The 17934-nt window shown below is 36.6% G+C and carries 12 protein-coding genes; 11 read left to right on the top strand and 1 reads right to left on the bottom strand.

What is annotated here, in order from left to right:
- The first annotated feature begins 8 nt into the window (after window positions 1–8).
- The 10 genes from L2586_RS18965 (at window position 9) to L2586_RS18920 (ending at window position 12913) form a co-directional block, all read left to right on the top strand.
- Entirely contained in the window at window positions 9–3548 is a 3540-nt protein-coding gene (locus L2586_RS18965; protein WP_235294523.1) for an alpha-amylase family glycosyl hydrolase, read from the top strand.
- Between the two features lie 312 nt (window positions 3549–3860).
- Complete coding sequence (locus L2586_RS18960) at window positions 3861–4934, top strand: AI-2E family transporter (protein ID WP_235294522.1); 1074 nt, start codon at window positions 3861–3863, stop codon at window positions 4932–4934.
- A gap of 20 nt (window positions 4935–4954) precedes the next feature.
- Complete coding sequence (locus L2586_RS18955) at window positions 4955–7204, top strand: hypothetical protein (protein WP_235294521.1); 2250 nt, start codon at window positions 4955–4957, stop codon at window positions 7202–7204.
- Complete coding sequence (locus tag L2586_RS18950; protein ID WP_235294520.1) at window positions 7201–7764, top strand: hypothetical protein; 564 nt, start codon at window positions 7201–7203, stop codon at window positions 7762–7764. The genes L2586_RS18955 and L2586_RS18950 overlap by 4 nt, the downstream gene beginning before the upstream one ends.
- On the top strand, window positions 7761–9059 hold the full coding sequence (locus L2586_RS18945; RefSeq protein ID WP_235294519.1) for a cation:proton antiporter domain-containing protein: 1299 nt from the start codon (window positions 7761–7763) through the stop codon (window positions 9057–9059). Before L2586_RS18950 ends, L2586_RS18945 begins: the two co-directional genes overlap by 4 nt.
- 4 nt (window positions 9060–9063) lie before the next feature.
- On the top strand, window positions 9064–9744 hold the full coding sequence (ung, locus tag L2586_RS18940; RefSeq protein WP_235294518.1) for a uracil-DNA glycosylase: 681 nt from the start codon (window positions 9064–9066) through the stop codon (window positions 9742–9744).
- Window positions 9745–10301: 557 nt separating this feature from the next.
- Window positions 10302–10697: a DUF423 domain-containing protein gene (locus L2586_RS18935; RefSeq protein ID WP_235294517.1), complete on the top strand. Its 396-nt coding sequence runs from the start codon at window positions 10302–10304 to the stop codon at window positions 10695–10697.
- Window positions 10694–12187, top strand: a complete 1494-nt coding sequence (locus tag L2586_RS18930) for a carboxypeptidase M32 (protein ID WP_235294516.1) — start codon at window positions 10694–10696, stop codon at window positions 12185–12187. Before L2586_RS18935 ends, L2586_RS18930 begins: the two co-directional genes overlap by 4 nt.
- Before the next feature lie 64 nt (window positions 12188–12251).
- Window positions 12252–12659, top strand: a complete 408-nt coding sequence (locus tag L2586_RS18925; RefSeq protein ID WP_235294515.1) for a hypothetical protein — start codon at window positions 12252–12254, stop codon at window positions 12657–12659.
- Between the two features lie 113 nt (window positions 12660–12772).
- Complete coding sequence (locus tag L2586_RS18920; protein ID WP_235294514.1) at window positions 12773–12913, top strand: hypothetical protein; 141 nt, start codon at window positions 12773–12775, stop codon at window positions 12911–12913.
- Window positions 12914–13613: 700 nt separating this feature from the next.
- Here the strand turns inward: L2586_RS18920 and L2586_RS18915 are convergent.
- Window positions 13614–16634, bottom strand: coding sequence for a M12 family metallo-peptidase (locus tag L2586_RS18915; protein WP_235294513.1), 3021 nt, complete (start codon window positions 16632–16634; stop codon window positions 13614–13616).
- Window positions 16635–17012: 378 nt separating this feature from the next.
- Here L2586_RS18915 and L2586_RS18910 point away from each other — a divergent pair, with 378 nt between their 5' ends.
- A complete protein-coding gene (locus L2586_RS18910) occupies window positions 17013–17276 on the top strand; it encodes a hypothetical protein (protein ID WP_235294512.1) in 264 nt (87 codons plus the stop codon).
- The last annotated feature ends 658 nt before the right edge of the window (window positions 17277–17934 follow it).

The raw sequence follows: 17934 nt of genomic DNA, 5'->3' as shown, positions 1-17934 counted from the left end.
TGTTCAAGATGAAACTAAATCTATTTTTCACTACTCTACTTACTTTGATATTTTTTAACTTGATCCAAGCTCAGCCTACGATAGATGGCACTTTCGATGGTGAACCAACTTGGGGAAGTCCAGTCGCCATTGCTGATGGTGCAAATGGATGGGACATTGCAAATATCAATTCTCTTTACGTTACCACTGACGCCACATACGTTTATGTAGGTTTCTCGATCAATAGCGCTGCCGATTGGCATTCTTTCGGAATTACCATCAATACCATAGATGGAGCGGGTGGTGATAGCGATGTCTGGGGATATCCCATTATATACGGACATTCAGAATTGCCAGATTTTGTAGTAAAGGGACATTTTGGTAATGGTGGTACACCTTATGCCGAAGTTCGAAAATGGGAAAATGGCAGTTGGGGCAGAGTAGATAACAGCGGAGCGGATAATGGTCTAAGTACTTCCGACTTCGTTGCTGAAGAAAGTGGTTTTGTAGAAGTAAGATTGGCTAAATCGGTTCTTGGCCAGCCAAGTGTAGGTGATTTTCAGGTATATATTTCTGGAAATGTTAGCTCTGACCATGCCACTTTCGATGCATGTCCAGATGATGAAGTTGCAGAATTATGGCAAACCAGCACCACATTAGGTAATTATGTTAATGATATTTCTCTCGGTGGTACTTCGATCGTCACCGTCTCTCCTACCCTGCCTAGTGACAACGAACCTGTCACCATAACCTTTGATGCGAGCAGTACAGCGCTTGCTGGACAGAGCAAAGTTTATCTTCACGTAGGAGTGGCTACATCCGCTTCAGATCCGAATGCCTTTAATAATGTAGTTGGAAATTGGGGACAAGATGATGGCATTGGAGAGATGACGAATACTGGCAGTGACATGTGGGAAATAAATCTGGCCACCTTGAGAACTTACTTTAATGTAGATATTACAGATGATGTATTCGGGCTAAACTTTTTATTTAGAAGCGCCGATGGCAGCTTAAAGGAAGATAACGTCGGAAGCAACTACCATAACGATGTCGATCCAGGCGATCACTTTACCATTACGACTCCTGATGACCTACCATATTTCGCATTGACCAATACAAATATTCCTCTTCAATTCGAAGCTAATGCAGCACCTAATTCTTGGGTACTAGATGAAATAGATGCCATGGGAATGACTTTATCTAACATTGACAATGGGGGAAATATAGCCACTTTTAACACACAAGACATCAATAGTACACCCGGCATAAAGCACTATAAGATCACAGCAAATTTTGGTTCTGGGACAAAGTACAAAACTTTCCAACTTCAATATTACGATCCGGTCGTAGAAGCATCTAGACCTAGTGGCGCTAACATTGGCATAAATTATAACGAAAACGATCCTACGAAAGCTATCTTGGTTTTACATGCTCCTACATTTACGAGATATTACAAACATCCTAGCGGTGTTGCGACTCAAAAAGGGCAATATGGAAGCACAGAGAAAAAGGTTGTCCATGTTATTGGAGATTTCAACAACTGGACAGCAGATGAGTCCTCTAAAATGTTTCGAGATAGAGATGGATGGGACAGTGTCAATGAAATTGACCAAGATGCAGATGGAGACAGAGGAGATTATTGGTGGATAGAATTAGAAAACCTTGTTCCTGGGCAAGCCTACGTTTTTCAGTATTTGATCGATGGTACCCTTCAAGTTGCTGATCCTTATACACTGCAAGTTTCTGATTTCGATGATGTATACATCAGTAGTGAAAGGAATGATGAAATTGTGCCCTATCCTTCTCAGGCAGATGGCAGAGCATCAATCCTGCAGACAGATCAAGACGAGTATGCTTTCGAAGCCTCCGTTTTCAGCAAACCTTCTATTAATAACTTGAATATATATGAACTACATTTTAGAGATTTTACGGAAGAAGGTACTTATGCAGCTGCTATAGAACGCTTAGATTATCTCGAGGCCATGGGCATTAATGCGATTCATGTTATGCCAGTTTCGGAGTTCGAAGGCAACTCAAGCTGGGGATACAATCCAAATTTCTACTTTGCTTCTGACAAGTATTACGGGCCGCCACAAGATCTGAAGCAATTCATAGACGAGTGTCACAAAAGAGAAATTCAAGTCTTTAATGACATTGTGCTTAATCACGCTTTCTATTCTAATGTAATGGCGAGGATGTATTGGAACGAGGATGAAAATAAACCAGCCAATGACAATCCATGGTTTAACCCTGATCACAAAATGATTGCAGAGCCTGCAGGCTGGTGGGGAGTAGACTGGAACCATGAGAGCGAACACACACAGAAAATGGTCGACAGTATTCTTGATTTTTGGATTCAGGAATTTCAGTTTGATGGTTTCAGATTTGATTTCACGAAAGGATTCGGGCAGACTGCGCAAGATGGCGGAGATCCATGGGCCAGCAGTTACGACCAAGACCGAATAGATCTTTTGCTACGGATGGTAAATGAAATGCAAACTCGGAATCCAGGATCTGTGGCCATTTTTGAACATTTAGCTAATGCAAGTGAAGATGCTGTCCTTGCAGACGCTGGAATCTTAATGTGGAGTGGTGCCGGACACCATAGCGATATGAAAGAATTTATGCTTGGCTACAATGGGCAGAACATTTACGATAGTGGAATTTTTAATGCGAAAGGTTTCACCTATGCGAATCTGATGAGTTACATGGAAAGTCATGATGAAGAAAGACAGGCATACGAGGTTAAAACGTATGGCAAGGGCAATGAAAATTATACAACAGGAGATGTTATCGATCGATTAAAGATCGGAGCCGTTTTCAACTTACTTTTCCCAGGACCTCGAATGCTTTGGCAATTCGAAGAGTTAGGATATGATATCAGCATAGATTTTAATGGGCGAACAGGAGAAAAGCCGGTTCACTGGGAATATTTCTATGATCAAGATCGACAGGAATTATGGCGATTAATGGCGATGATATTTCATCTAAGGAATACCTATCCCTTATATACTATGGCTCCTGACTATGGAAACATAGGGTCTTCTGACGGTGTCAATGTAGGCAGGAGAATGGAATTAAATGATGGATCAGGACACTATGTCATTTCCATTGCCAACCTTGATCCAGAGAATAGTACGACTCTTAGTCCTGGATATGATGTCACAGGAACATGGTATAAATATAATGGTGATCAGAATGTAGATGGTACTTCTTATACTGTCAATTCTACCGCTGACACGTACACATTGGCACCTTCAGAATCCTTAATTCTAACCAACTTCGATATCGCCTGGACAGATGATTGTTCTGGACCGAATGCATGTTGTGTAAGAACAGTATACACCTGGAATGGAGGAGTCGGAAACTGGGGTGATTCTGAAATGTGGGATCTAAATAGCATTCCCAAGCAATGCGACATGGTTATTATTCCAGCAGGCAGCACGGTAACTATTCCGGAAGGAACGACGGCTCATGCTAGATATGTTTGGGCGCAAGATGGCAGTTCATTAGAGGTAATAGGAGAATTGCTACTTTACGATGAAAAGACGCTTCGATTTTCAGAGTAATAAGCTGCTCAATATGGTAATAAATCCTTGTTTAGGTAGACAAATATGGCTATGAGAAGTTAGAATCTATTTTTTTAGATCATAAAGTGTAAAGTTTAACAAAGCTAAAGCGATATTCCACTTTAAAAATCGTAAACTTGATCAATGAAAAGTAGTCAACTTATTAAGTATTAATTTGATCGCTTTTATAATAATTCCTAGTTTCGAACCATTTTAATTAATGAGATGTTACTCTAAATCAAATTGAAGGTAAAAAGCTATCGAACATAAATAGCATAGCGTCGTATCTATAATGAGAAATCTACTAATACAATGAAAAGACAGAAAACAGCGGCTGCATTTATTATCGTTGCAATTTCGGCGCTGTTTACCATATATGCGAAGAATTTTTTAGTACCATTGATATTGTCTATCGTGTTATGGTACATTATTAATGCATTAAACTCTTTGCTGCGTGCGGCACCTTTTGTGAAAAACTATATTCACAAAGGTGTTACTATTTCATTATCAGCGGTTTTCGTTCTACTCATCCTGTTTTCCATTGGGTCTCTAATTACTCAGAACATTAATGAGATGATCATTAATGCGCCGAGTTACAGATTGAATTTTGAGCGGCAGATCGGAAAAATTGCCGAAGCCATTGGGTATTCTCAGGCTACCGACATTAAAACATTGACAACTGAATTTGATATAGATAATTTCTTAAGAGGCTTGTTAAACTCAACGAGTAAGGTTGCCTCGCAATTCCTTCTAATCTTATTATACACGCTATTTCTTTTGCTAGAGCAATCTACTTTTCTAAAGAAAATTATAGCATTACGAATGGATAAAGAACCAAGAGATAAACTATATGGATTGCTAGATGGAATTAATAATGGTGTGAGAACTTATATTGGAGTCAAATTTATTGCTTCTATTGCGACTGGTATTTTCAGTTATATCGTCATTAAAGCAGTTGGACTTGAGTTTGCATTATTTTGGGCTTTCATAATTTTTCTGTTCAATTTTATTCCGACGATCGGATCGATAGTAGCCACTAGTTTTCCGACTATTTTTGCATTGATCCAATTCGAAACCTTGACTCCATTCTTTATTGTGCTGATAGGTGTCGGAGTCATCCAGATTATTATCGGAGGTATCTTAGAACCTAAGTTTTATGGTGATTCTCTTAATATCAGTCCATTTGTCATAGTGCTTTCTTTAGTTATGTGGGGAATGTTATGGGGAGTTGTAGGGATGCTATTATGCGTACCTATCACTGTAATATTAATTAAAATATTTGCACAATTTGATAATACCAGACCTATAGCTATCATGCTCTCTAGGAACGGAAATATAGGTGCCGTTACAAGAAAAAGAGGGACTAAACAATCTTTACGAAATTGATTTAATATATTGCTTCTCTAATGGAAGATGTAAAAACAAAAGTAAATTCCCATTTTAAGCTTACGGACCTGCTGGTCCAACCACTTTCCTTCAAGGCCATATCTTACTTAGAAGGCATGATCGATCTCTTAGAAGAAGACATGAGTGGCAAAACTGATAACTTCTCGTCTAGGATTTCATTTATTTGGTCATTCCAAGTAAAAGATATTGCTATACTATTTCGAGATTCTGTAATTAGATTATTAAGACTTGAACAACTACACAAGGATAACTTAAAGACCGATAAAGAACTAGAGCAATACCAGATAGAGCTATATAATGTTATTCACGTAGCCACAAATGAAGTATTAGATACTTATGGGAATTGCTACGATAGAAACGATGACCTAAATAAAGAGTGGCAGCATCAGACTAACCCTTCGCCGGTAATCATTGAGCAGGTAAATAAAATAATTAATCAGATTAAATCCACTCAACGAAGTCAGCTTAAGCTCGATAAACTAACTGAAAAATTTTCTGACTATCGATCAAGTTACTTGGAGCATATGGACCAACGTATCGAAAGTATGTCGATGCTCGAGCGCAAACTGGTTAACCTTAAAGAAAAAATTGACGAAGAAGACGAGAAAATAGGCAAAAGCCAACTCGTTAAATTAGATTTGCAAATAGGTAATTTATTACAAGAGTTAGAAAATGGGATCATTTTTTCACCTTATCAATTCATCGTTTTAGAAGATGTAGATAAATTAAAATTGGCCGTGAAAACCACCGGTGGTCAAGTAGTTTATAAATCAGTCGATATCCTTTCCGAAGTTTCGGGATGGACGTCTTTTAATCTTGCTTCACCTTTAAAGACAATCGATGCTAAAATAAATGGGTATAAAGAGAAGGTTATCGTAAATCTTATTCAAATATCTAATCGTATTAAAGCAAGGATCGAAAGTTCCAATAATGATGAAATAGAAATTCCTAAAAGCGACTTAACTGCTCCAGTCCAGCGCTTAATCAGTGAATACAGAGAAGACCTAGAACGAAATGGCCTACAGAAACTAGACGAGTTAAAGAAATTACTGTCTAAGTATCTCCGAATCAGCCAACTATTCAATGAAGAATATAACTTTCTTCCATCATCTGCTATCGGGCAACTAACAGGATTTGCAGAAAAATCAGACTTACAAAGAAGGTATAGTCCCGATCGAATAAGAACAATTATAGCTGACTTTCTAAATAGAATTTTCAATAGCTATTCAAAAAAGGAGCTCGTAACGGCATCAGGTTTTATAAAGAATGTCATCTCATTTGATTCAGAAAGTGATGCGAATGCATTGTTTTTGAAAAATGGATTTTTAGGTAGTTCGTTTACGGTGGAAAGACCAGAAATAATCAGTAGGATAGAAAATCACTTTCAACTATGGCGGAATGGATATGGTGGTGGATTATTGATCACAGGAGGACACCTTTCTGGTAGATCTACCATTTTAGAAATGTTACCCATCCAATATCCTGATATTGCTAGTTATCATGTGGTTCCAGGGCAAAAAATAGATGTGAAAGGTCATAAGAAACTAATGGGTAATGATCTGATAGAGACCTTGAATTTCATCATTAAATATAAGGGGGCTCAACCATGTATGGTGACCATAGATGACCTGGATTATTATTCGAATCATCCAGAAGACACTTTTAATCTGATCGATAATTTGAATCAGATCATCTCTAAATATTCGAAGAAAATCTACTTCGCGACGGTTATGCACAGTTTTCTATATGAAAAAGCTTGTTACTTTTTCGATATGAATAATTTTTACTCTGAAATGGTTAATACAGACTACATGTCTGTGGATCAAATAGAGTCTGCCATATTAACTAGGGCTCATGCTGTGAGCAATAGTGAAGATGCGCTGAGTGAATCTGATCGATTATCGAATTTATCTCGTAAAGTTGCAAAAAAAGCTAGCGGAAACGTTGGAAAAGGAATGCAATTATGGTGTATGCATCAGAACGAAGATTTTACTGATGAAATAAATCAAGTGCAATTTAGGAAAACGGTAGAGCAACATGAAGAATTACTTCGATTGCTCACTATTCATGGGGCGGTGAGAGAACCAGAGATTCGGAAAATGTTCAATGAAATTGACTCAAATAAAATAAAAGAAAGCATTAAAAGTTTAGTGCAATTAAAATTATTAGTGAGACCGCTCGAGGGCTTCATCTCCATTAATCCTTTTTTAACCGTATTTGTAGAAAATGCTTTGAATCGATTAAAATGATAGAAATTAAGACAATGTCGTGGATGTCTTTTTTAATCATCGGGCTCATATTAGGGCTGGTATGGTTAATAAGCAATCGAACTCGAATAGGAAGATTATTAGTAGAACGTGAAACTCCCTGGAGCATAGACCAGTGGTCTAGAATTCTATTGGTTATTTTGATTACTGCATTAATTTTAGTCAACCCACTTTTTCATCTTTTAACTTTCGGAATATTTGCCATCTTGTACTACATTTTGGTCAACAAGAATTTCCTGAATAAGAATCTAATGGACTTAGGAGGAAAGAAAGAAAGAATAAATTTTCTTTCACCTAAAAAACATATGATTAAGTTAGTCTGTAAACCAACTTCTGATTCTTCTGCTTTAGATCAAAAAAAGGCTATAGATAGATGTTTATTTAGTTTTCCGCTTGTAACAGATAATGAAACTTTAGTGCTTCAAGAAGAGGATAATTTCATCGTTTCTCTTAACATCACTTCTGAAAAATATACTGCCAGTTTGATCAAGTATATTTCTAATGCTGGTTTTAGTGTACAAAAAATAAAAACTCAACAATGATTACCTACTTATCAATGGATTTATCATCTCCATATATGCTGCTAATCGGAGCCTCTGTAATTTTGATTTTATCCTTCTTTTTTGGTGAAATTTCGAAAAAAACCAGTGTTCCGTCAGTTTTGATGCTCATCATTCTAGGGGTTTTGGTCAATTTGGGATTAAATGCATTCAGCGAGACCAAGATTGATTTCTTTCCTATCCTTGAGATTCTGGGGATTGTAGGTCTGATTATGATCGTATTAGAAGCCGCGCTGGAATTGAAATTAGATAAGGATAAAGTTATCCCGATAACAATTGCTCTAGCAATTGCCTTAATAGGCCTTCTCCTATCCACTTGGGTTACTGCATTAATTCTACAATATTTCCTCCCAGATATTTCAAGTCTCCAAGCTTGGATATATGCTACACCGTTATCCATTCTTTCTAGTGCCATCATTATACCAAGTGTAACGCATTTGCGAACTGATAAAAAAGAGTTTCATATCTATGAAAGTACCTTTTCTGACATTTTAGGGATTATGGTATTCTATTTCTTATTGAGTAAGATACCAGCGGTTGATTCTGAATTAGCGGCAGATAGCGGAGGAGGAAGTTTACTGAACTTTGCCTTAACGACGATCTTAACGGTTATTTTATCACTGATCTTTAGTTACATCATTGTATTTGTATTTCAAAAAATCAAGAGCAGTGCGAAGTTATTTTTATTGATTTCAGTTTTGCTTTTACTTTATAGCATTGGAAAGTTGCTACATTTATCACCACTATTTATCATTTTGGTTTTCGGTCTGGTGATTGCCAATATGGATTTATTCTTCCGAGGACCGTTTAAGAAATGGCTGGATAAGAATAAAGCCAAGGAAGTATATCATGGTCTTCACTTAGTGACACTAGAAACTGCATTTGTGGTAAGAACTTTCTTTTTTGTCATTTTTGGGATTACGATTGTGTTCTCTACCCTAGCTGACTGGAAAGTAATCGGAATTTCAGCGCTGTGTCTTGCAGTCATTTTCATCATTCGATTTGTACTATTAAGATCAATCATAGGAAAGGATATATTACCTCAACTTTATGTTGCTCCTAGAGGACTGATTACCGTATTATTATATTATGCAATTCCTGACGAGATTAAGAGTGAATCTTTTTCAGAAGGAATTCTGCTTTTCATTATTATTGGAACGAGTTTAATTATGACTTGGGCAATGATTCATAATAATAAGAGATCAGGGAAGGCGATAGGCAAAGCAAAGTCTTTACCAGTAAGTGATCTGAAGTGGAAAGCACCGGAAATAAATTAAACTTTTGGGCGAAAAAGAAATAAAAATAGAAGCCTCTTGGAAGGCGGTATTGGAAGACGAGTTTAGTAAATCTTACTTTAATGAGCTTCGGAATTTTATTAAATCTGAGATTATAAATGGGAAGGTTATCTATCCTCCGGGGCCTTTAATATTTAATGCTTTTGATAAAACTCCTTTCCCTGATGTAAAAGTCGTGGTCTTAGGGCAAGATCCTTATCACGGTCCAGATCAAGCGATGGGACTTTCCTTTTCGGTGAATGATGGAATAAAGGTTCCGGCATCCTTAAAGCGAATTTATAAAGAACTGAATAGAGATATCAATTTCGCCATTCCAGATCATGGCAACTTAAGTTCTTGGGCGAAGCAAGGTGTTTTCATGTTGAACGCGATCTTAACGGTGGAAGCGGGTTTACCAGCATCACATAAAAAAGCGGGATGGCATCTCTTTACGGATGCTGTGATCAAGAAAATATCAGACGAAAGGGAAGGTGTTGTTTTTATGCTTTGGGGAAATTTTGCTAAGGGAAAGAAAGTGCTCATTAATACCGACAAGCATTTTGTATTAGAATCCGCTCATCCATCACCACTAGCTGGAAATGCTTTTCAGGGCTGTGGTCATTTTTCTAAGGCCAATGAGATTTTGGAGACTTTGGGAAAGACACCTATCGATTGGAGTTTAGGATAAATGATCGTTAGGAAAAGTTAGAATATTACTGGACCTCGTAGTATAGTGCGAAATTTTTCTTCTCTGATTTAAACCCAAGTTCCTGTAGATCCTAATGATCAACATTCAATGTACAACTCGGCAATCCTTACCCTCCCTATCCCATCGATCGGCTTACCGATCTAAGTATAGAGATTGTGAAACTTTTTCTCGGGTTAAAACCCGAGCTCCTATGGCTTTAAGCTTCTAATATCTCTTCCGAAAAGAAAACTTGAAAGTTGGAATATCAAAGGACCTCGTAGTATAGTGTGAGATTTTTTCTTCGCTGGTTAAAAAACCCATGTTCCTGTAGATCCTAATGATCAACATTCAATGTACAGCTCGGCAATCCTTGCTTTTCTCCACATCATCATCTCGGCTTACCGATCTAACAAATTCCACAGATCCAAAAGAATTCCGATGATAATATTGATGTTTGTTTGCCTCCTAAAGTTTTCGTTTTTAAATTTTAAACTTGAAAATAGTTTTTGATATAAAACTAATTACTAACTTATATATTGTCTTCAAATTATTAAAAAATGACGTACAAAAACATCATTGGAATAGCAGCTATTTCTGGAATGATAGCAGTAATCATGGGTGCTTTCGGTGCACATGCACTCAAAGAAGTATTGACTGAAACTCAACTTTCTAGTTACAAAACAGGGAATACTTATCAATTTTATCACAGCCTCCTCTTGATTGTTATTGGAATATTATACAAATTTGGACCTTCTAAGCTTTTGAAGAATGCAGCTTGGGCTTGTATAATAGGAATATTATTTTTCTCGGGATCCCTTTATTTGCTATCCTGTAGAGAGTTATTTGGAATCGAAAGCACAAAGATACTAGGGCCTATAACACCGATAGGAGGATTATTTTTTACAGTCTCCTGGTTGTTATTAGCATGGAATTACATAATTAAGCGAAAATGAGTAAATACGAGGAGTACGAGAAAAAAATGAAAAAGCTGGCTGACATCGGCCATAGCATTGCCGTTTTAAGTTGGGATAAAGAAGTCAATTTACCAAAGAAAGGTGCAGCTTATAGAGGCCAACAAATCGCGACGCTTTCAGGAATCTCACATGAACTTTTTACAGATGAATCATTCGGTAAGTTATTAAATGAACTTTCAAGTGATCCAACTTTAGATCAGAAAGCTGCCAAAAATATAAAAGTTACGCTAAAGGATTACAAACAGTCTACAAGGTTTGATGAGGAATTTGTTATCAGAAAATCTAATCTTGTTTCTGCTGCATATCACGCTTGGTTAAAAGCAAGAGAAGACAATGACTTTGCGAGTTACGAAGAAGCATTAAGTAATCTTGTTGCAATAAAGCGCGAGGAAGCTGAAATTTTAGGATATGAAGATCATCCATACGATGCACTGCTCGATTTGTATGAACCAGGTCTTAAAGTGAAAGATTTAGATGTACTTTTCAAAGATGTCAGGGAGCAACTAGTACCATTTATAAGAGAAATAAGTAAAAAGAATCAAGTGCAGAATGACTTTCTTCATTTGTATTACAATAAAGATAAACAGTGGGACTTCGGAATAGATCTTCTGAAGAATATGGGCTACGATTTCGATAGTGGTCGTCAAGACATTGCCCCCCACCCTTTCACCATCACTTTTTCTGCACAAGATGTAAGAGTTACGACCAGAATAGATGAAAATGATTTCGCAAACATGTGCTGGTCATGTATTCATGAAGGTGGACATGCACTTTACGAACAAGGTGTATCTGCAGAAGATTATGGTCTACCTACAGGAAGTGCGATAAGTCTTGGTATTCATGAATCTCAATCGCGACTATGGGAGAATCATGTAGGTCGGTCGAAAGAATACTGGGAATTCCACTACCCTAAACTTCAAGAACTATTTCCTGAAAATTTATCAGCAGTAAGCCTCGATGAATTCTACAAAGGTATTAATAGAGTTGAACCGAACTTTATTAGAACGGAAGCTGATGAGTTACATTACCACTTTCATGTAATGGTCAGGTATGAACTAGAGAAACTGCTAATTAGTGGGGACTTAGAGGTGAAAGATTTAAAAGAAACGTGGAATGCTAAGTACAAAGAATATCTTAATGTTGATATTCCAGATGATCTTCAGGGCATCCTTCAGGACGTTCACTGGGGTCATGGAAGCTTCGGATATTTCCCTACTTATTCCCTTGGAAGCTTTTATGCAGCGCAGTTTTTTGCCGAAGCTGTTAACCAAATTCCAAATTTAATGACTAAGTTGAGTAAGGGAGATAGCACTGAATTGTTGTCTTGGTTAAGAACACATATTCATCAGCACGGAAGATTATATGAAGCTGCGGAACTTTGCGAACGCGTTACAGGCGAGCAATTAAACTTCAAATACTTCATGGAATATGCTCGTAAAAAGTATAAAGAAATTTACAAATTCGCTTAATATTATAAAATAGTTATATATTTAAGTGGTTTAATCAATTGATAATTAACAAAAACTTTAAACAATGAAATTAAGATTTTTTACAATGTTACTATTAATGGTCGGATTTGCGCTCAATAGCTATGCGACTAACCCTATTAGTCCTGAAGCAATCGACTTTGAAAAAACATTAAAAGTTGAAAAGAAAGCTAATAAAATGGCTAAAAGATTAGCTAAATTTTCTCAGACTAAAGTTGGAAAATGGGTAGTTAAAAAAGCTGTAAAAGCTAACAAATTTATTCAGAAATTAGGAATTGACTTACAAGATCCAGTTCAAAAATGGTTGTGGTATGCAATTTTAGGATTCCTTGCAGCGATCGTAATATCGGTATTAGGATATTTCATTCCTTTCATTTGGTATATTTCATACTTGATTTGGTTAGCAGCAGTGATCAGCTTCTGGTACTGGGTTTACTTGAAATTTCTTCAGTAAGAGATAAAAAGAACTAAATATAAAGTCTCAACCTTCCATAGGTTGGGACTTTTTTGTTTTATAGACAACCTTATTTCCTATCTTTTAATAACTTAGTGTTTAGAACAATACCAATGAAGAATATTTTCATAGCACTTCTCTCTGGTCTTTCCATACACATCTCTAGTTTTACCCTTTCAGCCCAAAAGTTGTTTTCTATTTCAGGAGGTGCTAATTATGGTATTTTAGATTTAGAAAACAATGTAGACCAGTAAAACACAAATGTAAATATAGCAATGGGAATGTTCGACAATAATATTCGACTGGGCTTACGCTATAGTAAATATCATGTTCTTACAGATTTCGAAAAATTCAAGTTTCAGCAGGGAGGTATTTTTATTCAATTTTGATATAGATTTATAAACCAATTTAGAGCTTATATAGAAACTTCATTTTACAAAGGAGATTACGGTCAAGACATTAACCTTTATCCTGTAATAGCAAAGTACACTTCTTATATCGCAGGTGGAGGAGGAATAGAATTTCGGGTTTATAAGTTTGTGTATTTAACTTTACGACTGCAATCGATGAAGTCTATTAATCACCGTGTAGACTATCCTAAAGGTTATAGTTATCACATACCAAGTATGAATATCGGAGTTCAATTTATCTGATAAGGATTTTCTGCTTTTTTAGATCTGTAAGCCGAAAAAAGCAATGTGAGTTAGCGTCGATTGAAGAGCCGAAGGCAATCTTCAGATACTCACCTCTAGTGAGCCTCTGAATGTTTGCTGTTTTGAAATTTATATCTATAATCCAAGATGTAAAATGTGGGATGGCGAAGATTGCGGAGTTGAGTCCGATTTCGGCTCGGCGATCCCTTCAAAGAATTACTCTAAAATTGACCTAAAAGAATCTCTTCATTTTTATTCTTAAAATTGCCACAAATACTAGTTTTCGGGCTCAACGATCCAATCAATTAGGACATGATACCTGCCCTACCCTAACTTCTCCATTGACATTAATATATAGCTTATAACACTCATTTTCACTATTCTGAAAGATAATACCTGCTCCATTTTCCATCAATCCAAAATGCCCTTGCGTTTGAGTAATTCTTTGACTTGGAAGAGAGGCAGTATTTGAAACCGCAATGGCTCCATTATTATCGACATTAATCCTAGTATATGATGATGCCGAACGCTTTATCATCAATGCTTTTGACGGAGAGATAATACAAAGATCTCCTGCAGGCAAATAAGAATTAGCCACTAAAGAATTATTCTCCGTAACGGTAATTACGCCTGAACTGTTTACCTTAACAAGGTACTGCGTGCCCTCAGCATTCTTAATGAGAACTCCTTTTCCTAGTTCTTCTATCACTACATCTCCTGCGTCAAATGTACTGGTCACATTGGCGAATACTTGAGCTTCCACCGTAGCATTAGACAATGCAAAATATCCAGGCCCTGAGGTTGTCGTGGTATATGCAATGATATTATCTGCTCCTACATCTGTATTCACTGTGCTCGTCGTCAATGTTTCAGCATTTCCAGCATTAGAATTTGCAATAGGAACCGATGATTTTATAAAATCAAGGGTAAGATTTTCACTTCCCCAAGTTGCTAATTCCTCCTCCGTATAGTATAATGTTAACTCGTAAGTTCCACTATTTCCAGTTTCTATTTGAAAAGTTTTATCAGAATACTCACCTCCTGAAGGGAGAATTTGCTTACCAAGACCTGCAGTCGAGATTGAAGCATCGATACATTGGAGACTAGTTGAGCCCGTATTTTTAATACTTGCTATAATCCTTCCATTATCAGAAAACATATTAGCTGTTTCACCAGCCCTAATTCGTCCATTAGCATCAGAAGATGCAACCGTTTCTGCCTCTGTAGATCCCCTTCTTCTCAAAAGAACATTAGGCTGAAGATCTAAAGAGTAAGTCCAACTACTAACGAAACCACAGTTATCTAGAGTATTCGTAGACCAAGACATATTCTGAGCTCCACTACTTTCCCCAGTAGAGAATAGAGCAACTTGATCTAATCCAATGATTGTGGAATTGTTAAAACAGGTTTCAACGTAGATATTACTCGTTCCATCCCAATCATAAGCTGTAGTGAATTCCATGTTCGTAAACTCACCTTCAAGCGTTGTCACATCACCAATAAATACTTGTTGAGTTCCTCCCCAAGAAACATTACTCAAGTCACTATTCAATGTAGACTTCATACCAATTCTAAAGTCATTATAAACACCATTACTACCTTTGATATAGACATAAAGTCCTAACATATCTATTTCACCCGCAAACATACCTATACTCTGTAGATAAGAAGCCGTAAGAATAAATCTAGACCTAGAATCAGTTCTATTCCCAGAGAAAAATCCATCATTTGTAATGTTGGTAAATGAAGGTCCGTATAGAAAATATCCTCCTTCACCGCCTGCAGACTCTATAAAGTCCTCTGAGTTAATGGTAATACTCTGTGTATTAGTAGTAGAAATCTCAGCAGGACCTGAGATCAGAAATAAATTTAATTGAATTTCTTCTGGGGATTCAACGATGGCATCATCATACACCCTAACGATTACATTCTGGCTTAGTGCACCAGTGGGCGTAAAAGTTAATGAAGTCGTCAAAAGTTGAAAATCATAAGTATTCGTAGCGGTAGAACCATTTGAATTTACACTTACAACCACATTGCTGGAGGGATACTTAGAAATCGAGACAGGAATCGAATAATCAATGTAGTCTTCTAGGCAACTTCCTCCTATTCCTGAACCATCACCTTCCAGAACGGTACCTCCACTTCCACTAAAAAAAACGGTAGCTGGAGAATTAGCACATGTTTCTAAGCAATTTCTGGAGCTGATGTGACTATTTATTGCAGAAATACTAGCTGAAGACCACGTGTCTGTTGCATTTACCGAAGGAGCCATAATAAAACCTGAGCCAGATCCGTCATGTCCAGCACCAAAGTTATGACCCAATTCGTGTGCTGTTAAAACTCGCAGTTTAGTAGCGTTTTGTTCATCTGTAGAATTAGGTGATGTTAAGTCAGATAAAACGTTATATCTGTAGTTGGTACAAATTTGTCCTACGTATGCTAAGCCAACTGTCCCAGAATTTGCGAACACATCCGACCAGAAAGAAGCTACATCGTATCTGATATAAAAACTATTATTTTGATTGCTGAGTTGTGAATTTCCCCAGCTAACGAAATTATCTAAAGTATTTCCTAAATCTGTCGTAACGGTGAAAGGGTTACATGTAGAACAAGTAGAATTGTATTGGCCGGTTATAACAAAGTTGATACCATCAGCAAATTCATCATCGTAATTAGTAATAACATCATTGGTAATTCCAATATTTCTTGCTTCAAGGCCACCTGCTCCATATTCATCGTACATGGACCAATCATTAACAATCGCATATTCTACATCATAACATAAACCTGCTCTGCTTCCTGTATCTTTCTCATTCGGGTTAATACCTTTCTCAGCTGCTACTTCTACACCACATTTTATAGGAGCAGTAGATTTAACATCTTTAGTGTTGTAAATAATAACCTCATCTTCATTAGAAGTTTTGGAATAATATCTGGATGGTTCAATGTAGAAAAGTTCTTTTCCATCCTCGATAGTACCATAGAGAAAACCTTTAGCAACAGTAATAGAAACACGACCACCGTTAGTTGTATAACCTTGCATGGGAATAGGGCGATCTGCTTTAGAAGTTATTTCATTTCCTTTTTCGTCAATGAATCTATAATCATCAGAAAGAATACCTGAATGTTCCAGTTCTAAATTCCACTTATCAATGCTTATATAAATTTTTTCATTGCTTCGCATACTAGACTGTTCATAAAAGTGATCAGTGTTAATACTTTGCAAATCATACTTAGAAAACATTTCATCAGGGCTTATTACCTGAGCATTACTTATAGCACATAGAAATACCAACAAAAATAGAAATCCAAACCTCATTTATCAATCTTTACGAAAACCCTTAAATATTTATGATCATGGTGTGAAAAAACTATTAAGGTAACAGATATAAGATGCATGAGAATCAAACCTCCCTCACTAGCGGTTGACTTTTCCTTTGTATTGTCAGGTTGAATACATAAACTACCTACGATAACAAAGATTTAACTAGTCTTAACTTAACCTTTTATACTAATAAGCGTCTTAATAGTAGTTATAATAACTGAAAAATTTAGAGGTTTTTCTTTGGGTTTGGGCAAAATATAGAAGTTATGCCCTATCGCTCCACAAAGGTGGGGCGATCTTTTTTTAACCTAATTTGAATCAAAACACGAAGACTTCTTCGTTAGGCAAATAGGAATTAATTATCTTTGTCTTATGAAGAAAATAACAGCATTACTCGTATTGACCGTTCTAATTTTTCTTTTTGTTGGATTGCCAGATATGATGGCACAATGTCCTATGTGTCGTATGTCCGCAGAATCTAATCTAGAGCATGGTGGAACGATGGGTAAAGGACTTAATAGAGGAATACTATACATTCTAAGCCTTCCATATTTGTTGGTTTTATCTTTGGGTATAATTTGGTACCGAAACAAGAAAAAGACAGAGAACGAAGGTTTTAACGAAGAATTAAACTAAAATTCTTTTTACTATCTAGAGATATTCAGGAGTAGCGCGCATATGAGCTTTTCTTTTCCCTGCCATGCAAAAGAAACAAAAGATCACCGCTGTGAAAGAAAGTCTAAAATTGCTTCTGCCTCCCGCGGCAAATAAAACTCCTCACTTCGGTCGTCAGACAGTTATTTGCTCTTTTTGCTTACGCACGGGAATCAATTTCTTAACGCCTTCCTTTCAAGGCGGATTGTAGAGTAAATGATATAGTTTAATAACTTAGATTGGTCTGCAATTTTAGTTGCTTTCGCCATTCGAAAACCAGCATTTAACGCATTGGATGTGTGGATGACTATAAAAATCCACAAGATTTCTGTCTCCTTATTTCGAGCTTTGATTTTACTCAGAAGATAGTACTCTTTATCTGTTCCAAAACTACCTTCTAATCAACTTGCTCTTTCTTCAGTGATCACCTTGAAGAGTTGACTTTTATGCTCCTTATGTCTACCTGGTCTTTCTTTGGGTTTGAAATCCGTTTTTATACTCCTTTTTGTGATATTGTAGCCTTACCAAAAAATAATACAAATCTAAAATTAACTAAATTTGAATTATTATGAAAAGAAGTAAGTTTACAGAAACACAAATTATTAAGGCTCTGAAAGAGAATGAGTCAGGCAAGAGTGCT

Origin of the sequence: Portibacter lacus (assembly GCF_021533215.1) — a bacterium.
GTDB classification, from domain to species: domain Bacteria; phylum Bacteroidota; class Bacteroidia; order Chitinophagales; family Saprospiraceae; genus Portibacter; species Portibacter lacus.
The sequence above is the reverse complement of the archived record's forward strand: the minus strand, read 5'-3'. Positions and strand labels throughout refer to the sequence as shown.